General features: G+C 57.6%; 17 protein-coding genes and 1 tRNA gene. 10 read left to right on the top strand and 8 right to left on the bottom strand.

Features of this window, described 5'->3' with window-relative positions:
- Window position 1: 1 nt before the first annotated feature.
- Window positions 2-1,447: an efflux transporter outer membrane subunit gene (locus tag CHR62_RS10475; RefSeq protein WP_093969479.1), complete on the top strand. Its 1,446-nt coding sequence runs from the start codon at window positions 2-4 to the stop codon at window positions 1,445-1,447.
- A gap of 58 nt (window positions 1,448-1,505) precedes the next feature.
- Here the strand turns inward: CHR62_RS10475 and CHR62_RS10470 are convergent, their stop codons facing one another.
- Together CHR62_RS10470 and CHR62_RS10465 are read right to left on the bottom strand one after the other, a co-directional pair.
- Complete coding sequence (locus CHR62_RS10470; RefSeq protein ID WP_123660896.1) at window positions 1,506-2,471, bottom strand: Nudix family hydrolase; 966 nt, start codon at window positions 2,469-2,471, stop codon at window positions 1,506-1,508.
- Window positions 2,464-3,330 (bottom strand): ATP-binding protein, encoded by an 867-nt coding sequence (locus CHR62_RS10465; RefSeq protein WP_093969585.1) that lies wholly within the window; start codon window positions 3,328-3,330, stop codon window positions 2,464-2,466. The genes CHR62_RS10470 and CHR62_RS10465 overlap by 8 nt, the downstream gene beginning before the upstream one ends.
- Before the next feature lie 138 nt (window positions 3,331-3,468).
- Here CHR62_RS10465 and CHR62_RS10460 point away from each other — a divergent pair, with 138 nt between their 5' ends.
- From CHR62_RS10460 to catA, 6 genes are all read left to right on the top strand, one after another.
- The gene (locus tag CHR62_RS10460) at window positions 3,469-4,434 is read left to right on the top strand and encodes a polyprenyl synthetase family protein (protein ID WP_123660895.1); all 966 of its coding nucleotides are present in this window, start codon (window positions 3,469-3,471) and stop codon (window positions 4,432-4,434) included.
- Window positions 4,435-4,452: 18 nt separating this feature from the next.
- A tRNA-Pro gene (locus CHR62_RS10455) sits at window positions 4,453-4,529 on the top strand.
- Window positions 4,530-4,692: 163 nt separating this feature from the next.
- Window positions 4,693-5,583, top strand: a complete 891-nt coding sequence (locus CHR62_RS10450) for a LysR family transcriptional regulator (RefSeq protein ID WP_123660894.1) — start codon at window positions 4,693-4,695, stop codon at window positions 5,581-5,583.
- Between the two features lie 133 nt (window positions 5,584-5,716).
- Window positions 5,717-6,838 carry a muconate/chloromuconate family cycloisomerase gene (locus tag CHR62_RS10445; RefSeq protein WP_123660893.1) on the top strand — a complete coding sequence of 374 codons (1,122 nt, stop codon included), beginning with the start codon at window positions 5,717-5,719 and terminating at the stop codon, window positions 6,836-6,838.
- Between the two features lie 21 nt (window positions 6,839-6,859).
- Complete coding sequence (gene catC, locus CHR62_RS10440) at window positions 6,860-7,150, top strand: muconolactone Delta-isomerase (RefSeq protein ID WP_123660892.1); 291 nt, start codon at window positions 6,860-6,862, stop codon at window positions 7,148-7,150.
- 27 nt (window positions 7,151-7,177) lie between these two features.
- Window positions 7,178-8,089, top strand: coding sequence for a catechol 1,2-dioxygenase (gene catA / locus CHR62_RS10435; RefSeq protein ID WP_093969473.1), 912 nt, complete (start codon window positions 7,178-7,180; stop codon window positions 8,087-8,089).
- Window positions 8,090-8,100: 11 nt separating this feature from the next.
- Here the strand turns inward: catA and CHR62_RS10430 are convergent, their stop codons facing one another.
- The gene (locus CHR62_RS10430) at window positions 8,101-9,066 is read right to left on the bottom strand and encodes a cation diffusion facilitator family transporter (RefSeq protein ID WP_123660891.1); all 966 of its coding nucleotides are present in this window, start codon (window positions 9,064-9,066) and stop codon (window positions 8,101-8,103) included.
- A 199-nt stretch (window positions 9,067-9,265) separates the two neighbouring features.
- On the opposite strand from CHR62_RS10430, the gene CHR62_RS10425 reads away from it, so the two are divergent.
- Window positions 9,266-10,354: a cupin domain-containing protein gene (locus CHR62_RS10425; protein ID WP_199722927.1), complete on the top strand. Its 1,089-nt coding sequence runs from the start codon at window positions 9,266-9,268 to the stop codon at window positions 10,352-10,354.
- Here CHR62_RS10425 and CHR62_RS10420 read toward each other — a convergent pair.
- The 3 genes from CHR62_RS10420 to CHR62_RS10410 form a co-directional block, all read right to left on the bottom strand.
- Window positions 10,314-12,137: a hypothetical protein gene (locus CHR62_RS10420; protein WP_123660890.1), complete on the bottom strand. Its 1,824-nt coding sequence runs from the start codon at window positions 12,135-12,137 to the stop codon at window positions 10,314-10,316. The genes CHR62_RS10425 and CHR62_RS10420 overlap by 41 nt on opposite strands.
- 14 nt (window positions 12,138-12,151) lie before the next feature.
- Window positions 12,152-12,598, bottom strand: coding sequence for an OsmC family protein (locus CHR62_RS10415; protein ID WP_123660889.1), 447 nt, complete (start codon window positions 12,596-12,598; stop codon window positions 12,152-12,154).
- Between the two features lie 141 nt (window positions 12,599-12,739).
- Window positions 12,740-13,777 carry a zinc-dependent alcohol dehydrogenase family protein gene (locus CHR62_RS10410; RefSeq protein ID WP_123660946.1) on the bottom strand — a complete coding sequence of 346 codons (1,038 nt, stop codon included), beginning with the start codon at window positions 13,775-13,777 and terminating at the stop codon, window positions 12,740-12,742.
- Between the two features lie 221 nt (window positions 13,778-13,998).
- On the opposite strand from CHR62_RS10410, the gene ilvD reads away from it, so the two are divergent.
- Complete coding sequence (gene ilvD / locus CHR62_RS10405) at window positions 13,999-15,864, top strand: dihydroxy-acid dehydratase (protein WP_093969469.1); 1,866 nt, start codon at window positions 13,999-14,001, stop codon at window positions 15,862-15,864.
- 110 nt (window positions 15,865-15,974) lie between these two features.
- Here the strand turns inward: ilvD and CHR62_RS10400 are convergent, their stop codons facing one another.
- Window positions 15,975-17,624 carry an FAD-dependent monooxygenase gene (locus CHR62_RS10400; protein WP_158609119.1) on the bottom strand — a complete coding sequence of 550 codons (1,650 nt, stop codon included), beginning with the start codon at window positions 17,622-17,624 and terminating at the stop codon, window positions 15,975-15,977.
- 227 nt (window positions 17,625-17,851) lie between these two features.
- On the opposite strand from CHR62_RS10400, the gene CHR62_RS10395 reads away from it, so the two are divergent.
- Entirely contained in the window at window positions 17,852-18,778 is a 927-nt protein-coding gene (locus CHR62_RS10395) for an AraC family transcriptional regulator (protein ID WP_123660887.1), read from the top strand.
- Here the strand turns inward: CHR62_RS10395 and thiC are convergent.
- Complete coding sequence (thiC, locus tag CHR62_RS10390) at window positions 18,771-20,684, bottom strand: phosphomethylpyrimidine synthase ThiC (protein ID WP_123660886.1); 1,914 nt, start codon at window positions 20,682-20,684, stop codon at window positions 18,771-18,773. The two genes, CHR62_RS10395 and thiC, sit on opposite strands and share 8 nt — an antisense overlap.
- Window positions 20,685-20,696: the final 12 nt, after the last annotated feature.

Genomic DNA, 20,696 nt, shown 5'->3' with positions numbered 1-20,696 from the left:
TATGACAAGAGCGGAACGTTGTCTTCGAAGTTTGGGGTTGGCGCTGTCTGCGTTGACGTTGGCGGGTTGTGCGGTGGGCCCCGATTACCAACGGCCTGCTGTCGATGTTGGTGTCCAGTATCGTGCGGTGGAGGGCTGGACGCCCGTCCGGCCAGCCGACGAGGCGTTGCGGGCCGACTGGTGGCGGCTATTCAACGATCCGGTGCTCGATCAACTGATGCAGGACGTCTTGGTGTCTAACCAGACTATTGCGCAGGTTGAGGCTCAATATCGGCAGGCTCAGGCGTTGCTGCGTGCCAGCGGCGCCTTGTTCTTTCCGGTGCTGGGTGTCGACGCCGGCGTGACGCGGTCGCGTACCGGGCAGGCCGATGCCACACGACAATACAACCTGGGCGGAAGTGTGACCTGGGAGGCCGACTTGTGGGGGCGTATTCGCCGCACGGTCGAAGCAGATCGCGCGCAGGTTCAGGCGTCATCGGCCGAGCTGGCTGGGACACGTCTGAGCGTGCAGTCGACGCTGGCTCAAACGTACTTTCGGGTTCGCGCCTACGATGCCGAGCGCCGCTTGCTGGATCAGACCATTACCGCGTACGAGCGATCGTTGCAAATGACGCGCAATCGCTACGATGCAGGCGTTGCGTCCCAGCTCGATGTGTCGTCCGCGCAGGTGCAACTGGAAAACGCCCTGACGCAACGCTTGGCGCTTGATCGCCAGCGCGCTCAGTTAGAGCACGCCTTGGCGGTGCTGCTGGGCAAAGCGCCGTCTGCGTTTCAGTTGGCAGAGGCGCGAGTGCTGGTCGATGTGCCGAGCGTGCCTGCGGGCTTGCCTTCGCAATTGCTCGAGCGCCGTCCCGACGTGGCTGCGGCGGAGCGGCGTGTGGCTGCAGCCAACGCCGAGATCGGGGTCGCTCAGTCGGCCTGGTTCCCCGATTTGACCCTGTCTGCCCAAGGTGGTTTCAGAAGCGGGCAGTGGGCGCAGTGGCTGACGGCACCGTTCAGCTTCTGGTCGGTGGGGCCGGCCTTGGCCATGACGTTGTTCGACGGTGGCACGCGCAGTGCCCGGGTCGATCAGGCACGTGCCCAGTACGACGCGGACGTGGCTGCATATCGTCAAACCGTATTGACCGCCTTGCAGGAGGTTGAGGATTATCTGGTGGCCATTTCGGGATTAGGGCGCGAGCAGGTGTCGCAAGGCCGTGCGTTAGCCGCTGCGCGAGAGTCTTTGCGCCTGACGCGAAACCAGTATGAGGCGGGCCTGATCGATTATTTGAGCGTAGTGCAGGTGGAAACCTCGGCGCTTAGCGCCGAGCGTGAGGCAATTTCTTTGGGGGCTGATCGCCTGATTGCCAGTGTGCAACTGATGGCTGCATTGGGAGGGGGCTGGCAGGTCGATACGCCTCAAGACACAGCGATCGAAGTTATCACCCCCGAGACGGCGGCGCGGTAAAAGGGCAGCGTACAGGTCCGAGCCTGAAATCGGGGGCGAAGGCTTTATTGGCCTGGTGTTAAGTGGTCAGCAAACCCTGAATGGCCGCAATGCCGTGGGCGCCGTGCTGTTGAGCCGTGAGCAGTGTTTCCGGCGATTGCCCCCCAATCGCATAAACGGGTACGCCGGCTGTTTGCGCGATGGTTTCGAATGCCTCCCAGCCCAACGCGGGCTGCCCGGGGTGCGAGGTGGTGGGTAACACATGGCCCAGCACGGCAAAGTCGGCGCCAATCGGTTGCGCACGGGCAAGCTCTTCTGTGCTGTGCGCCGACACGCCAACCCATTTTTCGGCAGGTAATGTCCGGGTAAATGTTTTTGCGTCAGCGCTGCGCACCTGCACGCCGTCGGCGTCGGCCCACCAGTCGGCGGGGTGCGCGCTGTTAACCAGGCAGGGCACGTTGTAGCGGCGGCATACTCCCAACACGGCGCGGAACGCGGCCTCCAGCGATGAGGCCAGGGCGGATTTTGCTGCCCACTCGGGTTCACGAAACTGCACCATACCCACGCCTGTCTTCAGGCTGCGCTCAAGCCTTTCCAGAAAGCCGTCGAGGTTCTCGGGGTTGCCGATGGACGTTAGCAGATACTGTTGCGGCAACCGCAGCCAGCGCAAGGGTGGTTCGGTGGCTGGCAATAGCGGTCCCACATCGATATGGCCTTGCGGGTCGACCCAGGCCAGTTGCTGGCCTTCGATGCCTTGGGGCGAGCCCTCCCAGCCAGTGACTTTGCAAAAGGCCAGTCGAACAATATTTTTAGGGTATTCGTGGATGTAGGTGACCCAGGGTGTGGCCTGGGTGACTTCAATATCCAGTTCTTCTTTCAGTTCGCGTGCGAGCGCCTGTAGCACCGTCTCGCCGGGCTCGATCTTGCCGCCAGGCAGCTCCCACCACCCCGACCAAGGCTTGCCTTCGGGGCGTTGGCCCAGCAATAAAGCACCATCGGGCTTCAGGATTAGCCCCGCGGCGACATCGACAAACGGCTTAGACATGTCGCGCCGCCCAGTCTTGCGCAAATTGGCGTGCCACGCGACCCGAGCGTGACCCGCGGCCCAGCGCCCATTGCAGCGCTTCGGTGCGTGAGGCTTCGATGTCGGCTTGTGGGCAACCCAGTTCTTTCAGCCAGTAGTAAACAATGTCCAGATAATCGTCTTGGCGGAATGGCCGGAACGAGACCCAGATGCCGAATCGCTCAGACAAAGAGATCTTTTCCTCGACGGTTTCGCCGGGGTGAACTTCGCCGTCGGGCTGATGCTTGGCCGTCAGGTTTTCGCTCATGTACTCGGGCATCAGGTGACGGCGATTGGACGTGGCGTAAATGAGGACGTTGTCTCCGGACGCGCTGATCGACCCGTCGAGTACCGATTTGAGTGCTTTGTAGCCACCCTCACCTTCTTCAAACGACAAGTCGTCGCAGAAGATAATGAATTTTTCGGGTCGTGCGCTGACCAGATCGACGATGTCGCCCAGATCGCCCAAGTGCGCCTTGTCTACTTCAATGAGCCGTAGCCCCTGTTCGCTATAGGCGGCCAGCATGGCTTTGACCAAAGAGCTTTTGCCCGTGCCGCGCGCACCCGTCATCAGCACATTGTTTGCCGGCTTGCCCTGCAGGAAATGCTGGGTGTTGCGTTCGATAATGGCTTTTTGTTCTTCGATGTGTTGTAGGTCTTCGGGCTGGATGTGCGAGACATGCTTGATGGCTTCGAGCCAGCCTTGTGCGCCTTGGCGTCGCCAGCGGTAGGCGCGGGCGTCCCAGTTGATGGCGGGCGGGGCGGGGGGCAGCCAGGCTTCAAGCTGGGCCAGTACCCGCTCGGCCCGGGTGATCAGCGTGGTCAAATCTACAGCACTCACAGTTTTTCTCCGGAAATCGTTGGCGAACCATGGCGCATTATCGCCAATTTTTTGCGGGCTCATGCGGGTCGGTCCGTGCAGAACGTATAATCAGGGGCTGGCCTTTGCCCCCAAGATTCTGCTGAACACGAGTCCACCTTGAATATCGCTGAACTGTTTACGCCCATTGCCAACGACATGAAATCGGTCGACGCGGTCATCCGCGAGCGGCTTAATTCCGAGGTGGTGCTTATCCGCACGGTGGGCGATTACATCATCCAAGCCGGCGGCAAGCGTATGCGCCCCGCCATGTTGCTTATGGTTGCCCGGGCGCTGGGCTACAACGGCACCTTGCACCATTTGCTTGCTGCGGTGGTCGAGTTCATTCATACCTCTACGTTGTTGCACGACGATGTCGTCGATGAGTCAGACATGCGGCGCGGCCGCAGTACGGCCAATGCCGTGTTTGGCAATGCCGCCAGCGTGCTGGTGGGCGACTATCTTTATTCGCGCTCTTTCGAAATGATGGTCGAAGCCGATTCCATGCGCGTCATGCAGGTGTTTTCGCAGGCCACCACCATCATTGCCGAAGGCGAGGTGCTGCAATTGCTCAACGTGCACGACCCCGACGTCTCCTTCGATCGCTATTTGCAGGTGGTGCAGTACAAAACGGCCAAGCTGTTCGAAGCCTCCACTCAGGTGGGTGCCATCGTAGCTGGGGCCTCGGCCACCCAAGAGGCCGCCGCTGCCGCGTACGGTCGACATATCGGGACGGCGTTTCAACTGATTGACGACGTGCTCGATTACGAGGGCGATGCGCAGGCCTTGGGTAAAAACGTGGGCGACGACTTGCGCGAGGGCAAGCCTACGCTGCCCCTGATCCGTGCCATGGAGGTCGGCACGGCGGCGCAGCGTGAATTGATTCGCGAAGCTATTCGGACCGGAGACGCCGATTTCGAAGCTGTAGCGCGCGCTATTCACGATACCGATGCGCTTGAGTACACGCGTCAGGTGGCCATTGCCGAAGCCGAAAAGGCCCGTGAGCAATTGCAGGCATTCCCGGCGTCCGAGGCCACAGAATCTTTGCTACAATTTTGCGGTTTTGCGGTTAATCGCGACCGCTAATCAATGCCGTGTCCAAGTCGGGGCGTAGCTCAGCCTGGTAGAGTACTACGTTCGGGACGTAGGAGTCGGAGGTTCGAATCCTCTCGCCCCGACCATTATTGGCACGCCCCAAAAGCCAGCACCTGAAGCGCACGACAAGATCGTGCGCTTTTGTTTTTTGCTTTACGCGCCCGGCCATCTTTCTTATGTGGCCAGATCGACGCCATGTGCCCGCCGCTACAATCAAAGAAACACATCAATAATCCGGTGGAGACAACCATGGAAATGCGGCAGATCCGGTATTTTCAGTGCGTGGCCCAAGAGCTTAGCTTTACCAAGGCGTCGCAGCGGCTGCACATTGCCCAGCCGCCGCTCAGCCGTCAGATCCGTCAGCTTGAAGAAGAGTTGGGCGTTCAGTTGTTCGAGCGCCTTGGGCGCTCTATACGTCTGACTGACGCCGGCAAGTTCTTCTTCGACAAAACCATGCAGTTGTCCGCGCGTCTTGATGGCGTTGTGGTGGCCACGCGTCGCATCGCGGAATCGGGCAAAAAATGGTTTGGCATCGGGTTTGTGCCGTCGATTATGTATGGCTTCGGTCCAACCTTGTTTCGCAAAATGCGTGCCTCGGGCGTACAGGCCGAGATCGGTTTGAGCGAAATGACGACGGTTGAGCAGTTAAAGGCGCTGCGTGCCGGGCAGATTGACATCGGCTTTGGCCGTATTGCCCTGGATGCCCCGGATATTGACGGTCTGACTTTGCTTCAAGAGCCCTTGGTGCTGGCCGTGCCTGCGCAACATGCGCTGGCCGGGCGCCGGGATGCGTCGCTGGATGATATTGCAGACTTGTCTTACGTGTTGTATCCGGCCAAGCCGCGCCCTAGTTATGCCGACCATGTCATTGGTTTGTTCGAGCAGCGCGACCACCGTGTGTCTGTCGCTTTTGAAGCCAATGAAATGCAAACGGCGATTGGCCTGGTCGCGGCGGGATTGGGGGTTACCTTGGTGCCCAGCACAGTGATGCGCATGCAACGAGATGATGTGGTCTTCATTCCACTGAACGAGCCTGAATTTACCTCACCGATAGTGATGAGCTGGCTGAAAGATAGTGCGTCTCCCATCTTGCGCGAGGTAGTTGCGTTGGCAAAACAAACCGCCAAAGAAGCGCCCTAATTGCAAAGAACAGGCGGTATGGTCTTTGTTTTGTAATACCTTTAGGGTATAGGTTGGGCCTAAAAAGATATTGGACGACGTTAATACCAGCACTCTAAACTGCGACACGCATTTAGAGTCAGACAGGTATTCAATGACGCCAATTATCATAGATATCAAATGCTTGATTGTTGATATCCCTACTATCCGCCCGCACAAGATGTCGGTTGCGAGCATGGGTTCGCAGTCGATGGTTATCGTGCGGATAATGTCTTCAGATGATGTTGAAGGTATTGGTGAGGCCACAACCATTGCGGGCCTGAACTATGGGGGCGAAAGCCCCGAAAGCATTAAGACCAATATCGAAACCTATTTTCGACCGTTGCTTATTGGCCAGCCTGCCAATCAGATTGCGGCACTGCGGCGCTTGATTGCCAAGAACATCAAAGACAATCATTTTGCACGCTCGGCCATCGAGACGGCTTTGTACGATGCGCGTGCCAAGCGTCTGGGCGTGTCGGTTGCCGATTTATTCGGCGGCCGTATTCACGATGCTATTTCTGTCGCCTGGACACTGGCCAGCGGTGAGACGGCGGTTGATGTGGCCGAAGCTCAAAAGATGCTTGACCTGCGACGCCACAATATTTTCAAGCTGAAAATCGGTCGCCGCGAACCCAAAGAAGACCTGAGTTATATCGAAAGCATCCGCAAGGCCGTGGGTGACGACATCAGTCTTCGTGTTGATCTGAATCAGGGTTGGAGTGAAACCCAGGCGGTGCGCTATTTGCAGCCGCTGGCAGATCTTGGTGTTGAACTCGTGGAGCAGCCGATTCACTTCAAGAATCTGGACGGTATGGCTCGCCTCACGGCTTTAGGTCGGGTGCCGATCATGGCCGACGAGTCGTTACGCGGGCCGCAGGACGGTTTTGTGCTGGCGGGCAAGCACTGCGCCAATGTGTTCGCCATAAAGATTGAGCAGGCTGGTGGGCTTCAGCCGGCGCGCGACCTGATGGCCATTGCCGAGGCCGCCGATATTTCGCTTTACGGCGGCACCATGCTCGAAGGCTCCGTGTCGACGATTGCCGCCGCTCATTTGTTCTCGACCATGCCTCGCCTTGAGTGGGGAACCGAAATGTTCGGCCCTTTGTTGTTGACCGATGACATTTTGACCGAACCGCTTGATTACAGCGATTTCACGCTTAAGTTGCCGGCAGGCCCGGGGCTGGGCGTGACGCTGGACGACGACAAGCTGGCGTTTTACGCCCGCAAGCCCTAACACTAAACAAGGTAAACAGACATGCTCTTTAAAGTAGATATGCAGGTCAATATCCCCCTGGATGCTGACCCCGCGCTCATCGACGATATCAAGCGCGAAGAAAAGGCCTACTCGCAGGCTTTGCAGCAGGCTGGTAAGTGGCGTCATATCTGGCGTGTGGCCGGTCAGTACGCGAACGTCAGTATTTTTGATGTTGAAAACGCCCAGGAACTTCACGATGTTCTGTTGGGTTTGCCGCTATACAAGTTCATGGAAATCAAAGTCGAGGCGTTGTGCCGCCATCCGTCGTCCATACGCGACGATGACCGATAAATTCAAGAAGTCTATCTGGAGATAAAGATGAGTAAACAAGCTGTTGAAGCACTGATCAAACAAATTGAAGCCACTGAAGGGGCCGTGGCGGACGAGCGCGTTAAAGCCATTGTGAACCGTATTGTTCACGACCTGTTCAATACCATCGACGAGTTCGACGTGACGCCCAGCGAGTTCTGGACGGCGCTTAATTTTCTGGGGGCAGGGGCGCAAGAGTTTGGCCTGATCGCTGCCGGCCTGGGCTTTGAACGCTTGCTGGATATCCGGATGGACGAGGCAGAAGCCGCTGCAGGCTTGTCACCCAATGCTACCCCGCGCACGATCGAAGGCCCGTTGTACGTGGCCGGAGCGCCTGAGTCTAAAGGCTTTGCCCGCATGTGCGGCGACGACGAGGTGGGTGAGCCCCTGGTCATGCATGGACAGGTGTTCTCGGAAGACGGCGTGACACCGCTGGCCAACGCACTGGTCGAGGTATGGCACGCCAACCATTTGGGCAATTACTCTTATTTTGACCCATCGCAGCCCGCATTCAATTTGCGTCGTAGCATCCGTACTGATGAAAACGGCCGTTACTGTTTCCAGAGCGTGTTGCCCATTGGCTATAGCGTGCCGCCCAACGGGGCAACCGACAAAATTCTGAAGGCTGTCGGTCGTCACGGGAATCGTCCGGCACACATCCATTTCTTTGTGACGGCCGATGGCCACCGCAAGCTGACCACACAAATCAATATTGAAGGCGACCCCTACCTGTGGGACGACTTCGCCTTTGCTACCCGTGAAGGTCTGGTCCCGCCCGTTGTGATGGTCAATGACCCAGCCGAGGGCAGCAAATACGGTCTGGAAGGGGAGTTTGCGCGCATTGAATTCAATTTTGCGTTGCATAAATCGGCAGACAGCCTGTTCAGCACCGAGGTGACGCGCGCTCGCGCCGCGGCCTGATTTACCGCCGCTTAGCTGTTGACGCCGGGATGGCGGGTATCTTGATGATGTCCGTCATCCCGGCAATTTTCATTGTCGAGTTCGATTTCGATGGTGGTGTGGGCCAACCGGAATTGCGCAAGTGCGGCGTGTAATTGCGTTTTGACGACCTGGTAGTCATCGATGGACAGGTCGTTGCCCACGACGACATGTGCCGTCAGTACGTGGTGTTCGCCATCTAGCGACCATAAATGCAGGTGATGCAAGCCCTGCGTTTGAGGCAGGGCAAGTAGGGCGGTTTGTATATCGTGCAGTAACTTCCGGTTGGGCGTCGCTTGAAAAAACAGCCGCCCGGTGGCCCATAGCATGCGCACTACGTTTATTAAAATGAACAGGGTAAACGCGATAGACAGTAGCGGGTCGAGTATGGGCCAGTCAAAGAAATACAGCACTACCGACACGATAAGTACGGCGACCCAGCCCAGCACGTCTTCCAGCAGGTGCCAATTCATGACCTTTTCGTTTAATGATTCGCCGCCGTGCAGTTTGTAGGCGGCATAACCGTTGACCGAAATCCCCAAAAGCGCCAGCGCAAACATGCCTTCAGTTACTGGCATGATGGGGTTCTGGAGACGATGGATGGCTTCGGAAAGCACCCAGATTGATGCGATGATAAGAATGATGGCATTGAGCAGGGCGCTGAATAGCGACGCGCGCTTGAGCCCGTAGGTAAACGTGAGCGTGGCCTTGCTGCGTTTACCCAGTCGCTGCAGCAGCCAGGCACTGCCTAATGCCAGGCTGTCGCCCAGGTCGTGCACGGCGTCGGCCATGATGGCGGTACTTTGAGTTAGCCAGCCGCCGATCAGCTCGATGATGGTGAAGCAAAAATTGAGCAAAAAAGCGATGCCCAGACGGTCGGGTGCGACGTCGTGATGGTGCCCGTGGCTGTTGCCATGGTGATGGGTGTGGTCGTTGTGGTGATGATGGTCGTGGTCCATGACTTATTCTAGGCAAGCCACCCCACGTTACGCTATTACATCTAACGCATGCCGTGCAGGCCACGGGTTGGGCGGCAACATTCAGCATATGAATGCACTGTATAAGCCCCATGATGCCCTGGCATAACCGTCCTGACGTTCGTGGCAGTTAAAATCAAAGGCTTGACCCTTTGCCCAATCGACCAGGAGGTAATGATCTATGAAACCCGATAACGCCGGCGGCCACAACGCCATGGCCCCAGAAGATACCCCGGAATTGCGTCAGTTGTATGCCGATTTCGAATCGTTGCATATCATGCCGCTCTGGACGCAAACGGGTTCCTTGATGCCGCAGCACCCCGCACCTCAGGCGGTGCCTCATGTGTGGAAATGGTCCAAGTTGTATCCAGCAGCCAAGCGCTCTGGCGACCTGGTACCGGTTGGGCGCGGCGGCGAGCGTCGTGCGTTGGGTTTGGCCAACCCTGGTTTGGGTGGGCGCGCATATGTCAGCCCCACGCTATGGGCTGCCATTCAATATTTGGGCCCTAAAGAAACGGCACCCGAGCACCGTCACGCACAGAATGCGTTCCGTTTTGTGGTCGAAGGTGAGGGCGTCTGGACAGTCGTCAGCGGTGACCCTGTGCGTATGAGCCGGGGCGACTTCCTGCTGACGCCGGGCTGGAATTTCCATGGTCACCAGAACGTTACCGACAAACCGATGGCCTGGATCGACGGCCTCGACATCCCGTTCTCGTACCAGAATGACGTCGGCTTTTTTGAATTCGGCCCAGAGAAACTGTCAGACGAAACCACGCCCGAGTTTTCGCGTGGCGAACGTTTGTGGTGTCACCCAGGTTTGCGTCCCTTGTCGGGCTTGCAGGCCACCATCAGCTCGCCTATCGGGGCCTATCGTTGGGAGCATACCGATCGCGCTCTGGCCGAGCAGCTTCGCCTTGAAGAAGAGGGATATCCTGGCGTGTTCGAACCGGGTCACGCCGCTGTACGTTACGTTAACCCCACCACCGGGGGCGACGTTATGCCAACCATTCGCGCCCAGTTTCACCGCCTGCGTGCGGGTGCGCAAAGCGCGCCACGCCGCGAAGTCGGTTCCAGTGTATTTCAGGTTTTCGAAGGGCGTGGCGCAGTAGTACTTAACGGCGAAACACACAAACTTGATGTCGGCGATTTGTTCGTGGTGCCGTCTTGGGTGCAGTGGTCGTTGCAGGCCGAAACGCAGTTCGATTTATTCCACTTCTCCGACGCACCCATTATGGAGCGCTTGAACTTTGATCGCGTGCAGGTGGGCTAAATAAAGACAGCAATTGTCTGACCTCTTCGTCTGATGCCAGGGCGCCCGTTTGGGCGCTTTGGCATTTCTGGGCGTCGACGACAGTAAACGTGGCGCAGCGATTGAAGGGCAGGCCGGTCGTCAGGAACTCGGTGTTCTGGATGACGACGACCAAATGACCGGCGTGAGGGTTGCCCAGTTGGATCAGACATCTGTCGAACAGGTTCTGATGCAGGGTTGGTAGCAGTTTCTGATGGCTTGACCACGTCTGGTCTGGCGTGCACAAAAACGCATTGACCCCGCTTTGGCAAAGCGTTGCGTGCCGTTCTTGTGCGGCCTGCAGGGCTTCTGGGCCACCTAAATACACGTCAATGGGGATATGCGCGCCGTTGGGTAGCAAATGAGCGATAAGGGCCGGTAGGGTGCGCAACGACGCCGGTCCGCCGCCCAAGAGGGGGGCTACGTTGACCTCGTTGATGATGGCGCCGTTTTCGTACCAAGGGCGTGTGATGTCGGTGCTCATGATGTCCACCCCCGCCGCGGTCAGCCCGAACACTTGGGCGGCACGGATGGCTAAGACAATGTTCTCGGGATGAATGCGGTCCGTCATCTCGAGGTCGATACCGCCCCAGGCAGTAGATTCAATATCGCGTAGCGGTGCCCATTGCCCGGTCGGCAATACATCGTTTAAAGATAAACCGTACAGCTGTAAGCAGGCCTGTGTTTGCGTGTCGTCGGGCAAAGGGGGCTTGCGTTGCCATACAGGCAGGCCCTGGCGCCTTTCGTTTGCCCTGCGTATCAAGTCTGCAATTGTGTTGACGCCATCGCCCTCGACAGCAATGGGTAAACGCTTGACGGCATAAACCATTTTGTCTTTGACGACCAGGACGCGATGGCACACGCCGGGCGCCCAGGCTTCGACCAGAACCTGGGGCGAATACTCTTGTGCCGCCAGAAAGGCATGGCGTAGGGCTTCTTCGCCCTGAGGCAACACGGTAATGCCTTCGCCCCGATCTCGATCAACCGGCTTGATGACAACTTTGTTGCCCAACTGTCGGGCCAGTTCAAACGCCTGAGCTTCGGTGTTTGCGACACCGTGTTGGGCGGCGGGTAGGCCTGCCTGGCTTAGCCATTGCGCCGCCCAGTATTTGTGTTGGGCTGTTTCGCAGCCCAAGGCCGTATCGCCCCATAGCTGGCTGCTGCGAACGCGCGTCTGACGTTCGCCCCAACCTATCTGAAAAATACCATTGCCAGTGTGTCGCCATGGCATCCCTGCTGCCTGAGCCGTGCGCAGCAAATGATACGTGGACTGGCTGAGCGGGACTGCGGATCTGGCCGGCAGGCGGATTTCAGTGTCGACTTCGTTAGAGAGCTGTTCAATGTTGCCGGGGATGTGGGCCGGGTTCGCCAAGTTCAGTACCAGCGTCGTCACACGTGAGTACAGTTGATGAAGTATGGGGGGCGGAAAGTAGTCGATGGCCGGCACCGCCAGTGTCATGACCCAGCCCCCAGGCTGGTCGGGCATAGGGTCGCACGTCAAGACTTTGCCGGCATCAAACGCAGGCAAGTGTACCGAGCGTTGAAGCTCGGCGGCGACTTGCAAAATGCGGGCTGACAGCGCCATGGCCAGGGTTTGGTCTGGTGCCCATTCGGGGCGAAGCGGAAGCGCGCCCGGCCGAAACGCTATTAAAGCAGCCAGTCGGGCATCGAGAGTTTCGAGCGACAGGGCCGGCGACAACGCCTTGAATTGCAGGGTGAGTGATTGGTCGTGTTGAGACAACCCGAAACGGTAACCGGCACGCACGCGCGACCCCGTCTTTATTTAAGTCGTTGGTTTTCGCTGTCGAACACTTCGATGGTGATGGGGATGCCTTGGCCAACACTTTGCGTGACCGTACAGAACGCCTCGAAAGACGACAGGACGCGATCCATATGTTGCAGTGATGCGGCAGGTACACCTAGTGTCAGCGTGGCCTGCATGTGCGTGATGCGCAAGCGCCCTTGTTCGTTGCGGCCGATTTCGGCAGTAACTTTGCACTGAATGGGTTGCGGATCTTGTTTGTACTTTTTAATCGCAAAAAACAGGGAGTCGGACAAACAGTTGCCGACGGCAGCCGCCAGAAATTGCGCGGGAGAGGGACCTTTGCCTTCGCCGATGGGTGCCGGTTCGTCGCCCAGTACGGTGGGGATGCCCTCGCCAAAAGAAATTTCGAATTGGAAGTCTTTTTGCTGACGTAGATGAACGGAGATGGCGTTTTCGGACATGGCGGTCTCGATAAAATAAAAAGTCAGGTAATCATACCTGCTAGCTTTCGAGTCTGAATACAAAATGGCGCTCTATTTGAGCACCATTCAAGATACATGTTTACTGCCCTGCGTTGCTATTATTTTGCCGACGAGCCGGGTTTAATCGCTGCTGATAATGACTTTCATCGCTTTTTCTTTGGCGGCATTTCCGAAGACCTCGTAGGCCTGAGGGAAATCGTTGAATTTAAAGCGATGCGTAATTAACCCCTCAGCTTGCAGGCGACCTGATGTTACGTTTTTGAGCAGCATGGGGGTGGTGTTGGTATTGACCAGGCCGGTGGTGATGGTTACGTTCTGGATCCAGAGCTTCTGGATTTGCAGGTCGACGCTGGTGCCGTGTACGCCGACGTTGGCCAAATGCCCCCCGGGGCGGATGATGTTCTGGCAGACGTCGAAGGTTTGCGGGATACCCACGGCTTCTATGGCCACGTCAACGCCGTCTTTGGTCGTCGCCTTGATATGCGCGGCAACATCGGCTTTGGTGCTGTTGATGACTTCGGTGGCACCGAACTTCATGGCCATTTCAAGGCGGGCGTCGTCAACGTCGATCATAATCAGGCGTGCGGGCGAATAGAACTGCGCCGTCAGCAAAGACGCCATGCCTACAGGGCCGGCCCCGACAATGGCCACGGTGTCACCTGGCTTGACAGCACCATACAGCACGCCGATTTCAAAGCCAGTGGGCAAAATGTCGCTTAACATGACCAAGGCTTCTTCGTCGGACCCCGCCGGAATCGGATACAGGCTGTTGTCGGCATGGGGGATGCGTACATATTCGGCTTGTGTGCCATTAATTAAATGGCCCAGAATCCAGCCGCCGTCTTCGCAATGTGAATACATTTGCTTTTTGCAGTATTCGCATTTGCCGCAAGAGGTAATGCACGAAATCAGTACCCGGTCGCCGGGTTTGAAGTTGCTGACGGCGTCGCCGACAGCCTCGACAACACCTACCCCTTCGTGCCCCAGAATGCGGCCATCTGTCACCGCAGGCACGTCGCCTTTCAGAATATGCAGGTCGGTGCCGCAAATAGTGGTTTTGGTTACACGGATGATGGCGTCAGTGGGGTGCAGGACCTTTGGGGTGTCGACTGACTCCCAGGCCTTTTGGCCGGGGCCGTGGTAAACCATGGCATTCATCTTTTGGGGTAACGACATTGCGGGCTCCTTGGGTAATGCCAGCGGCGGTGTGGTTGGGCCGACGGCGGTATGGCTTATGGCCAGTGCTGTTGCAGGTCACGCCTGGAACATATGTTCATCGTGGCATATCAGGGCCTTGCAGAGTTTGATTTTGATCAACGCTAGCCCCTCATACTTGGTATCATTGACGAATTCAAGCGCAACATTTGCAGAGAATTTCCATGCCCCAATATCGTTCCCGTACCTCGACTCATGGCCGCAACATGGCCGGTGCCCGCGCGCTGTGGCGTGCCACCGGCATGAAAGACGGCGACTTCGAAAAACCCATTATTGCTGTCGTCAACTCGTTCACCCAGTTTGTGCCCGGTCACGTGCACCTTAAAGACATGGGGCAACTGGTTGCCCGCCAAATCGAGGCAGCCGGCGGCGTGGCCAAAGAGTTCAACACTATTGCGGTCGACGACGGCATTGCCATGGGCCACGGCGGCATGCTGTATTCGCTGCCTTCGCGCGAACTTATCGCCGACTCAGTCGAGTACATGGTCAATGCCCATTGTGCCGACGCTATGGTGTGCATTTCCAATTGCGACAAAATCACCCCCGGTATGCTCATGGCCGCGATGCGCCTGAATATTCCAGTGGTTTTTGTGTCGGGCGGCCCCATGGAAGCGGGTAAGGTGATCGACCCCACCAGCAAAAAAATCATCATGAAGCTTGACCTGGTAGACGCCATGGTCAAAGCGGCCGACGACAAAGTGTCCGACGCCGAAGTAGCCGAAATCGAACGTAGCGCGTGCCCTACTTGTGGTTCGTGTTCGGGCATGTTCACGGCCAACTCCATGAACTGTCTGACCGAAGCCCTGGGTCTGTCGTTGCCCGGTAACGGCACCATTGTGGCTACCCATGCGCGCCGTAAAACGCTGTTCGAAAACGCAGGCAAGCTGGTGGTCGACCTCTGCAAGCGTTACTACGAACAAGACGACGTTTCGGTATTGCCGCGCAGTATTGCCACCTTCGAAGCCTTCGAAAACGCCATGACGCTCGACGTGTCTATGGGCGGGTCGACCAATACGGTGTTGCACCTGTTGGCCGCCGCCCAAGAGGCCGGTGTCAATTTCACGATGTCCGACATCGACCATATCTCGCGTCGTGTCCCCTGTTTGTCTAAAGTGGCGCCGGCAACCGACAAATACCACATCGAAGACGTGCATCGCGCCGGCGGCATTATTGGTATTTTGGCCGAACTGGCCCGCGCCGGTCTGCTAAATCTTGACGTAGGTAACGTACATAGCGGCACGCTGGGTAATGCCATCAAACAATGGGACGTCAAGTCGCCCGACGTGAACCCCGAAGTGCTCGAGTTCTTCCGTGCATCGCCAGGCGGTATTCCTACTCAGGTCGCGTTCAGCCAAGATCGCTACTACGACGCACTCGACCTCGATCGCGAGAGCGGCTGTATTCGTGACAAGGCACATGCCTATTCGCAAGATGGCGGCTTGGCGGTGTTGTACGGCAACCTGGCGCCTAACGGTTGTATTGTCAAGACTGCTGGCGTTGATGACAGCATCCTCAAGTTCACGGGCAAGGCCCGCGTCTACGAAAGCCAGGAAGACGCCGTTGCAGGCATTCTTGAAGACCAAGTCAAGGCAGGCGACGTTGTCATTATTCGCTACGAGGGCCCCAAAGGCGGCCCCGGCATGCAAGAAATGCTGTACCCCACGTCTTACCTCAAATCCAAGGGTCTGGGCGCGTCGTCGGCATTGCTTACCGATGGCCGTTTTTCCGGCGGGTCGTCGGGGCTGGTTATCGGTCACGCATCACCCGAAGCGGCCGAAGGCGGCAATATCGGTTTGGTCAATGATGGCGACACCATCGAAATCGACATCCCGAATCGCACCATCAATTTGGCGATTTCCGATGCCGAGCTCGAGCAGCGCCGCGCGGCTATGGAAGCGCGTGGAGATAAGGCCTGGAAGCCGGTAAGCCGCGAGCGTGTGGTGTCGCAGGCGTTGCTGGCCTACGCTGCAATGGCCACCTCGGCCGACCGCGGTGCGGTACGCGACATCAGCCAGCTGACGCGCAAGTAAAGCGGCAAGTGGTGTAAAAAACGGGGCTTCGGCCCCGTTTCAGATTGTTGATACCCCTCTGTTTTTTGCAGCGGGGTTTATTTTTTGCAATGCACTTTTGGCGCTGCCAGTTACCCTCTGCCTAAAGCGCAGGCCAGCACGTCTTCCATGTATCCGGGCCGTGCGTTTTCGTCTGACGGCGCCTTCCATGCAATGAAGCCGTCGGGGCGGATCAGCACGGCGCCGCTGCTCGAGACCTGATAGCGAGACTCGAATTGGTGCTCGACGTCTTGGAGTGAGCCTGTCGGGTTCCTGACGGATTCGGTATTTGCAGGAGATTCGGCGTTCAAGACATGGACGGCGAGCGGCAGCCCCAGGATTTTTGCCGCGCCTGCCGCCGCTTCGGCCCACTTTCGGCCCGCAGCCCCGCACAGCAACAGGTGGTCTTTTGCGGCCAGGTCAAGCACGGCGCACGGTGTGCCGTTATGGTTAAGTCGCAAGTGCGGCGTCCGGCTGCCAGGGCGGCCTGTGGCGGTGCGCGGGTCTTCGTAAACCAGATTGTGGTCTTCTTTTAGCGGAGCGATGGCGGCCGAGCGGTATAAGTATCCGATTTCCATGTTCAGGTCGTCGACCAGGGGCTGCATGCCTGTGCGATCACGTTCTGGGTGGATTCTAAGCACGTAACGTGTGTAGGCCTGTTCGACGGTCAGTGCGCAAACAGGGCGACGCTCGGCATCGTAGGTACTTAAAAGTGCGGGTGCCGCTATGCCTTTGATGACCAGGGCCAGTTTCCAGCACAGATTATGTGCATCTTGCACCCCGGTATTGCCACCAAACCCACCCGTAGGCGGCATGACGTGCGCGGCATCGCCGGCCAGGAACACCCGTTGGTTTGAAAACGCCGTTGCGACATCGGCGACGGCGCGCCAGCGTGCTATGTCTTCAATCGCAATGGGTACAGTGGCGTCGCCAATGCCATCGCGAACCAGTGCTTCGGCCCGTTGCGGCGTAATGACGTCGGCAATGTTGTGTGCCTGCGGGTCGCTGATGTCGCCCGCAGTATTGACCACCAGAAACCCGGCTTCACCACTGCGCACCATACGGAAGAAGCCCCGCAGTTTGTCATTTTTCACATAGATCACACCCAGATTACGGCCTTCAAGCCAACGACTGCAGTCGGCCTTGAAGTAGAGCGTGACGCTGTGTGACAGCTCGCCGTGTCCGGTCATATCGATGCCGAGCTTATGCCTGACCGGGCTGCGGTTTCCGTCGGCGGCAATCATGTACTTGGCGCGGATACTGCCTTCTTTACCCGTGTCGAGATGGCGTACCCTGGCCGTAACGCCCTGATCGTCTTGCGTGAAGTCGACGAGTTCGGTGCTGTAGTTTAGTGCGGCGCCCAGTTCCTGGGCGCGCTCTCGTAGCAAGGGTTCCAGGCTTTGTTGTGTCATGAACAGCCGACGACTGGGGCTGTACTGCTCAACACCGGCATTCAGGTTGGCAATGTATTGGGCAATTTCCCGGCCGGCCAGCGACTCGACGGCGCTGATGCCGCCATCCGGATCAAACTGCGCTTCAGATGTTTTGCGTACGGCGGCTTCCAGGCCAATGGCTTGAAATGCCTCAAGCGTGCGTAAATGGAAGTGTCCGGCCCGCGGGTGAATGGCCGTCCCCTGATGGCGCTCGATGCAAAGGCACGAAATGCCCTGGTGTGCCAGCATGGCTGCTGCCGACAGCCCGACAAGGCTGCCCCCAACAACAAGAACGTCGGTATGAGTCATAGGAAGTCGAGGTTTTAGTTGAGATGGCTTGACTTTACGTGAGCAGCGCGGCGGTCCGATACTCGATTTCTGTGGGTGCTTGTCAAATTCTGGATCGGGATTAACCCCGATATGTGCCGTTGACGGAGGTGTCATGCTCTATAGTGATTGGGAGGCGAGACGATGGCGTTCGCCTGAATTGACCGATAGACCATTAAACCGTGCGCGCCTGTGCGCAAAAGCAGCTTATGGCCAGCCAAGCAGAGTTTCCGTCCCGCGAGACCCATCGCATCGCTTCTTTGGCGGGTAATCGTCTTGTGGTGTCAAGCGAAGGCCTCGGCTGGCGGCATGTTTACGCATCGTTGGCTACCGAACAATCCTGGTCTGCTACGGTTCCGGCTGTCGATCACCTCTGTCTGGCGTACTGTGTCGCCGGTTCCGCGCATATCAGGCGGCGTCTGCCGGGTACGGGGCAAACGCACTCGGCCGACCTGCGGCCCCGATGTTTCGGCACAATCCCGCCTAACACCGAGTCGCAATGGCAGGTGACTGGCGCGCCGCAGGTCATGCTGCTGTATTTGCGACGGACACTTGTCGAACAGGTTGTTGCCGAGGTGTACGAGGGCGATATGCGTCGCGCTGAAATCAGGCCCATACTGGGTGAGAGCGAGCCGCTGCTGGAGCAACTGGCGCTGGCCGTGTTGTCCGAATTGCGTGCGCCGTCCGGTACGGGCGGTCACCTTTATACCGATGCTCTGGCACACACCATGGCGGTGCAAACTTTATATGCACTGGGGGACGGGGTCATTCGGCAACGGGCGCAAGCTGCGCAAAGTGCACGTATTTCCCGTCAGGGCGTACAGCGCGTGCTCGATTACATTGACACCGCGCTAGATCAGGACTTAAGCCTGGTTGCCCTGGCAGGCGTTGCCGACTATAGCCCTCATTTTTTTGCGCGCGCCTTTAAAAAGCAGGTCGGGCAATCGTTGCACCAGTATGTGGTTCAGCGCCGCATCGAGCGTGCCCGTCACTTATTGCTCAAGTCCGATCAGCCCATCAGTCAGATTGCGCTGCTGACGGGCTTTTCGGGTCAAAGTCATCTCACCAGTGTTTTCCGACGCCTGACAGGGACAACTCCAGCAGAGTTTCGTGCCACCGGTTTGCGTGTTATTTAGCGCGGGAATACAGCTGTTTGCCTTGTTTCACAAACTCTACGGCCTTTTCCTGCATTCCTAGCTGCAAGGCTTTTTCTGCTTCGATACCGCGCCCGGCGGCGTATTCCCGTACATCTTGTGTAATTTTCATGCTGCAAAAATGCGGGCCGCACATCGAGCAGAAGTGCGCGGTTTTCATGGCAGCTTTGGGTAACGTCTGGTCGTGAAAATCGCGTGCAGTGTCGGGGTCAAGGCCCAGGTTGAACTGATCTTCCCAGCGGAACTCGAAGCGCGCCTTGGACAGGGCGTTGTCGCGAATGGCCGCGCCCGGATGCCCTTTAGCCAAGTCGGCAGCGTGTGCCGCAATTTTGTAGGTAATGATGCCGTCCTTGACATCTTTCTTGTTGGGCAATCCAAGGTGTTCTTTGGGTGTGACGTAGCACAGCATGGCGGTACCGTACCAGCCGATCAGTGCGGCGCCAATGCCTGATGTGATGTGGTCATAACCTGGCGCAATGTCGGTCGTCAGGGGGCCAAGCGTATAAAAGGGCGCTTCATGGCAGTGCTTGAGCTGCTCGTCCATGTTTCGTTTGATCAGGTGCATGGGCACATGGCCCGGACCTTCGATCATGACCTGTACGTCGTGCTTCCAGGCAATTTTCGTCAGTTCGCCCAATGTACGTAGTTCGGCAAACTGCGCTTCATCATTGGCGTCGTGAATGGACCCCGGCCGCAAACCGTCCCCCAGCGAGAAGCTGACGTCGTACGCTTTCATGATGTCGCATATCTCTTCGAAGTGCTCGTATAAAAAGCTTTCGCGGTGATGCGCCAGGCACCATTTGGCCATGATCGACCCACCCCGCGAGACAATGCCGGTCAGGCGTTCTGCTGTGAGTGGTATGAAGGGCAGCCGCACGCCGGCATGAATTGTGAAGTAGTCCACCCCTTGCTCGGCTTGCTCGATTAAGGTGTCGCGGAAAATTTCCCACGTCAGTTCCTCGGCCTTTCCGTCTACCTTTTCCAAGGCTTGGTAAAGCGGTACGGTCCCTATCGGTACCGGTGAGTTCCGGATGATCCATTCGCGGGTTTCATGGATATTTTTGCCGGTCGACAAGTCCATGACCGTATCGCCGCCCCAGCGAATGGCCCACGTCATTTTCTCGACTTCCTGTGCAATATCTGATTGCAGTGCCGAATTCCCGATGTTGGCGTTAATTTTCACCAGAAAGTTACGGCCAATGATCATCGGCTCAAGTTCGGGGTGGTTGATGTTGGCCGGAATGATCGCTCGTCCGCGCGCAATCTCGTCGCGTACGAATTCGGGCGTGATGATGGTCGGAATATTGGCACCCAAAGGTGCGCCGGGGTGCTCTCGTGTCAGTTGCCGGTACATGCGTTCGCCCTTGGGGCCGAGTGCCTTCAGGCTGTCCAGGTAGGCATCCCGGCGCAAGTTTTCGCGAATCGCTACGTATTCCATTTCCGGTGTGACAATGCCCTGACGTGCGTAGTGCATTTGCGTCACATTACGTCCGGGTATTGCGCGGCGTGGCAAACGCTTCAAATCAAAGCGTAGCGCTTCTGTCGTTGGGTCTTGGCGGCGGGCCTGACCAAATGCGCTGCTTGGTCCAGGCAAACGCTCAGTGTCATTGCGCTCTTCGATCCATGGCGTTCTGACCTCGGCCAGGCCTCTGCGAATATCAATGATGACGTCCGGATCGGTATAAGGGCCGCTGGTGTCGTACACCGTAATGGGTGGGTTGGCTTCCTCTCCGCCTACGTCGGGCGTGGCGTGTTGAGAAATTTCGCGAAACGGCACGCGGATATCCGGACGGGAACCCGTTTGGTAGATTTTGCGGGCGTTGGGGAAGGCTTGAACAGCGGCCGGGTCGGCGATTGCCGAGGCGGAAAGGGGGGGGAGGGTGGTCATGGTTGCTCCAAA

Source organism: Pusillimonas sp. NJUB218, from assembly GCF_003788685.1.
GTDB lineage: Bacteria > Pseudomonadota > Gammaproteobacteria > Burkholderiales > Burkholderiaceae_B > Neopusillimonas.
Note: the sequence above shows the minus strand (reverse complement) of the source record. Positions and strands in the feature narration are given on the sequence as shown.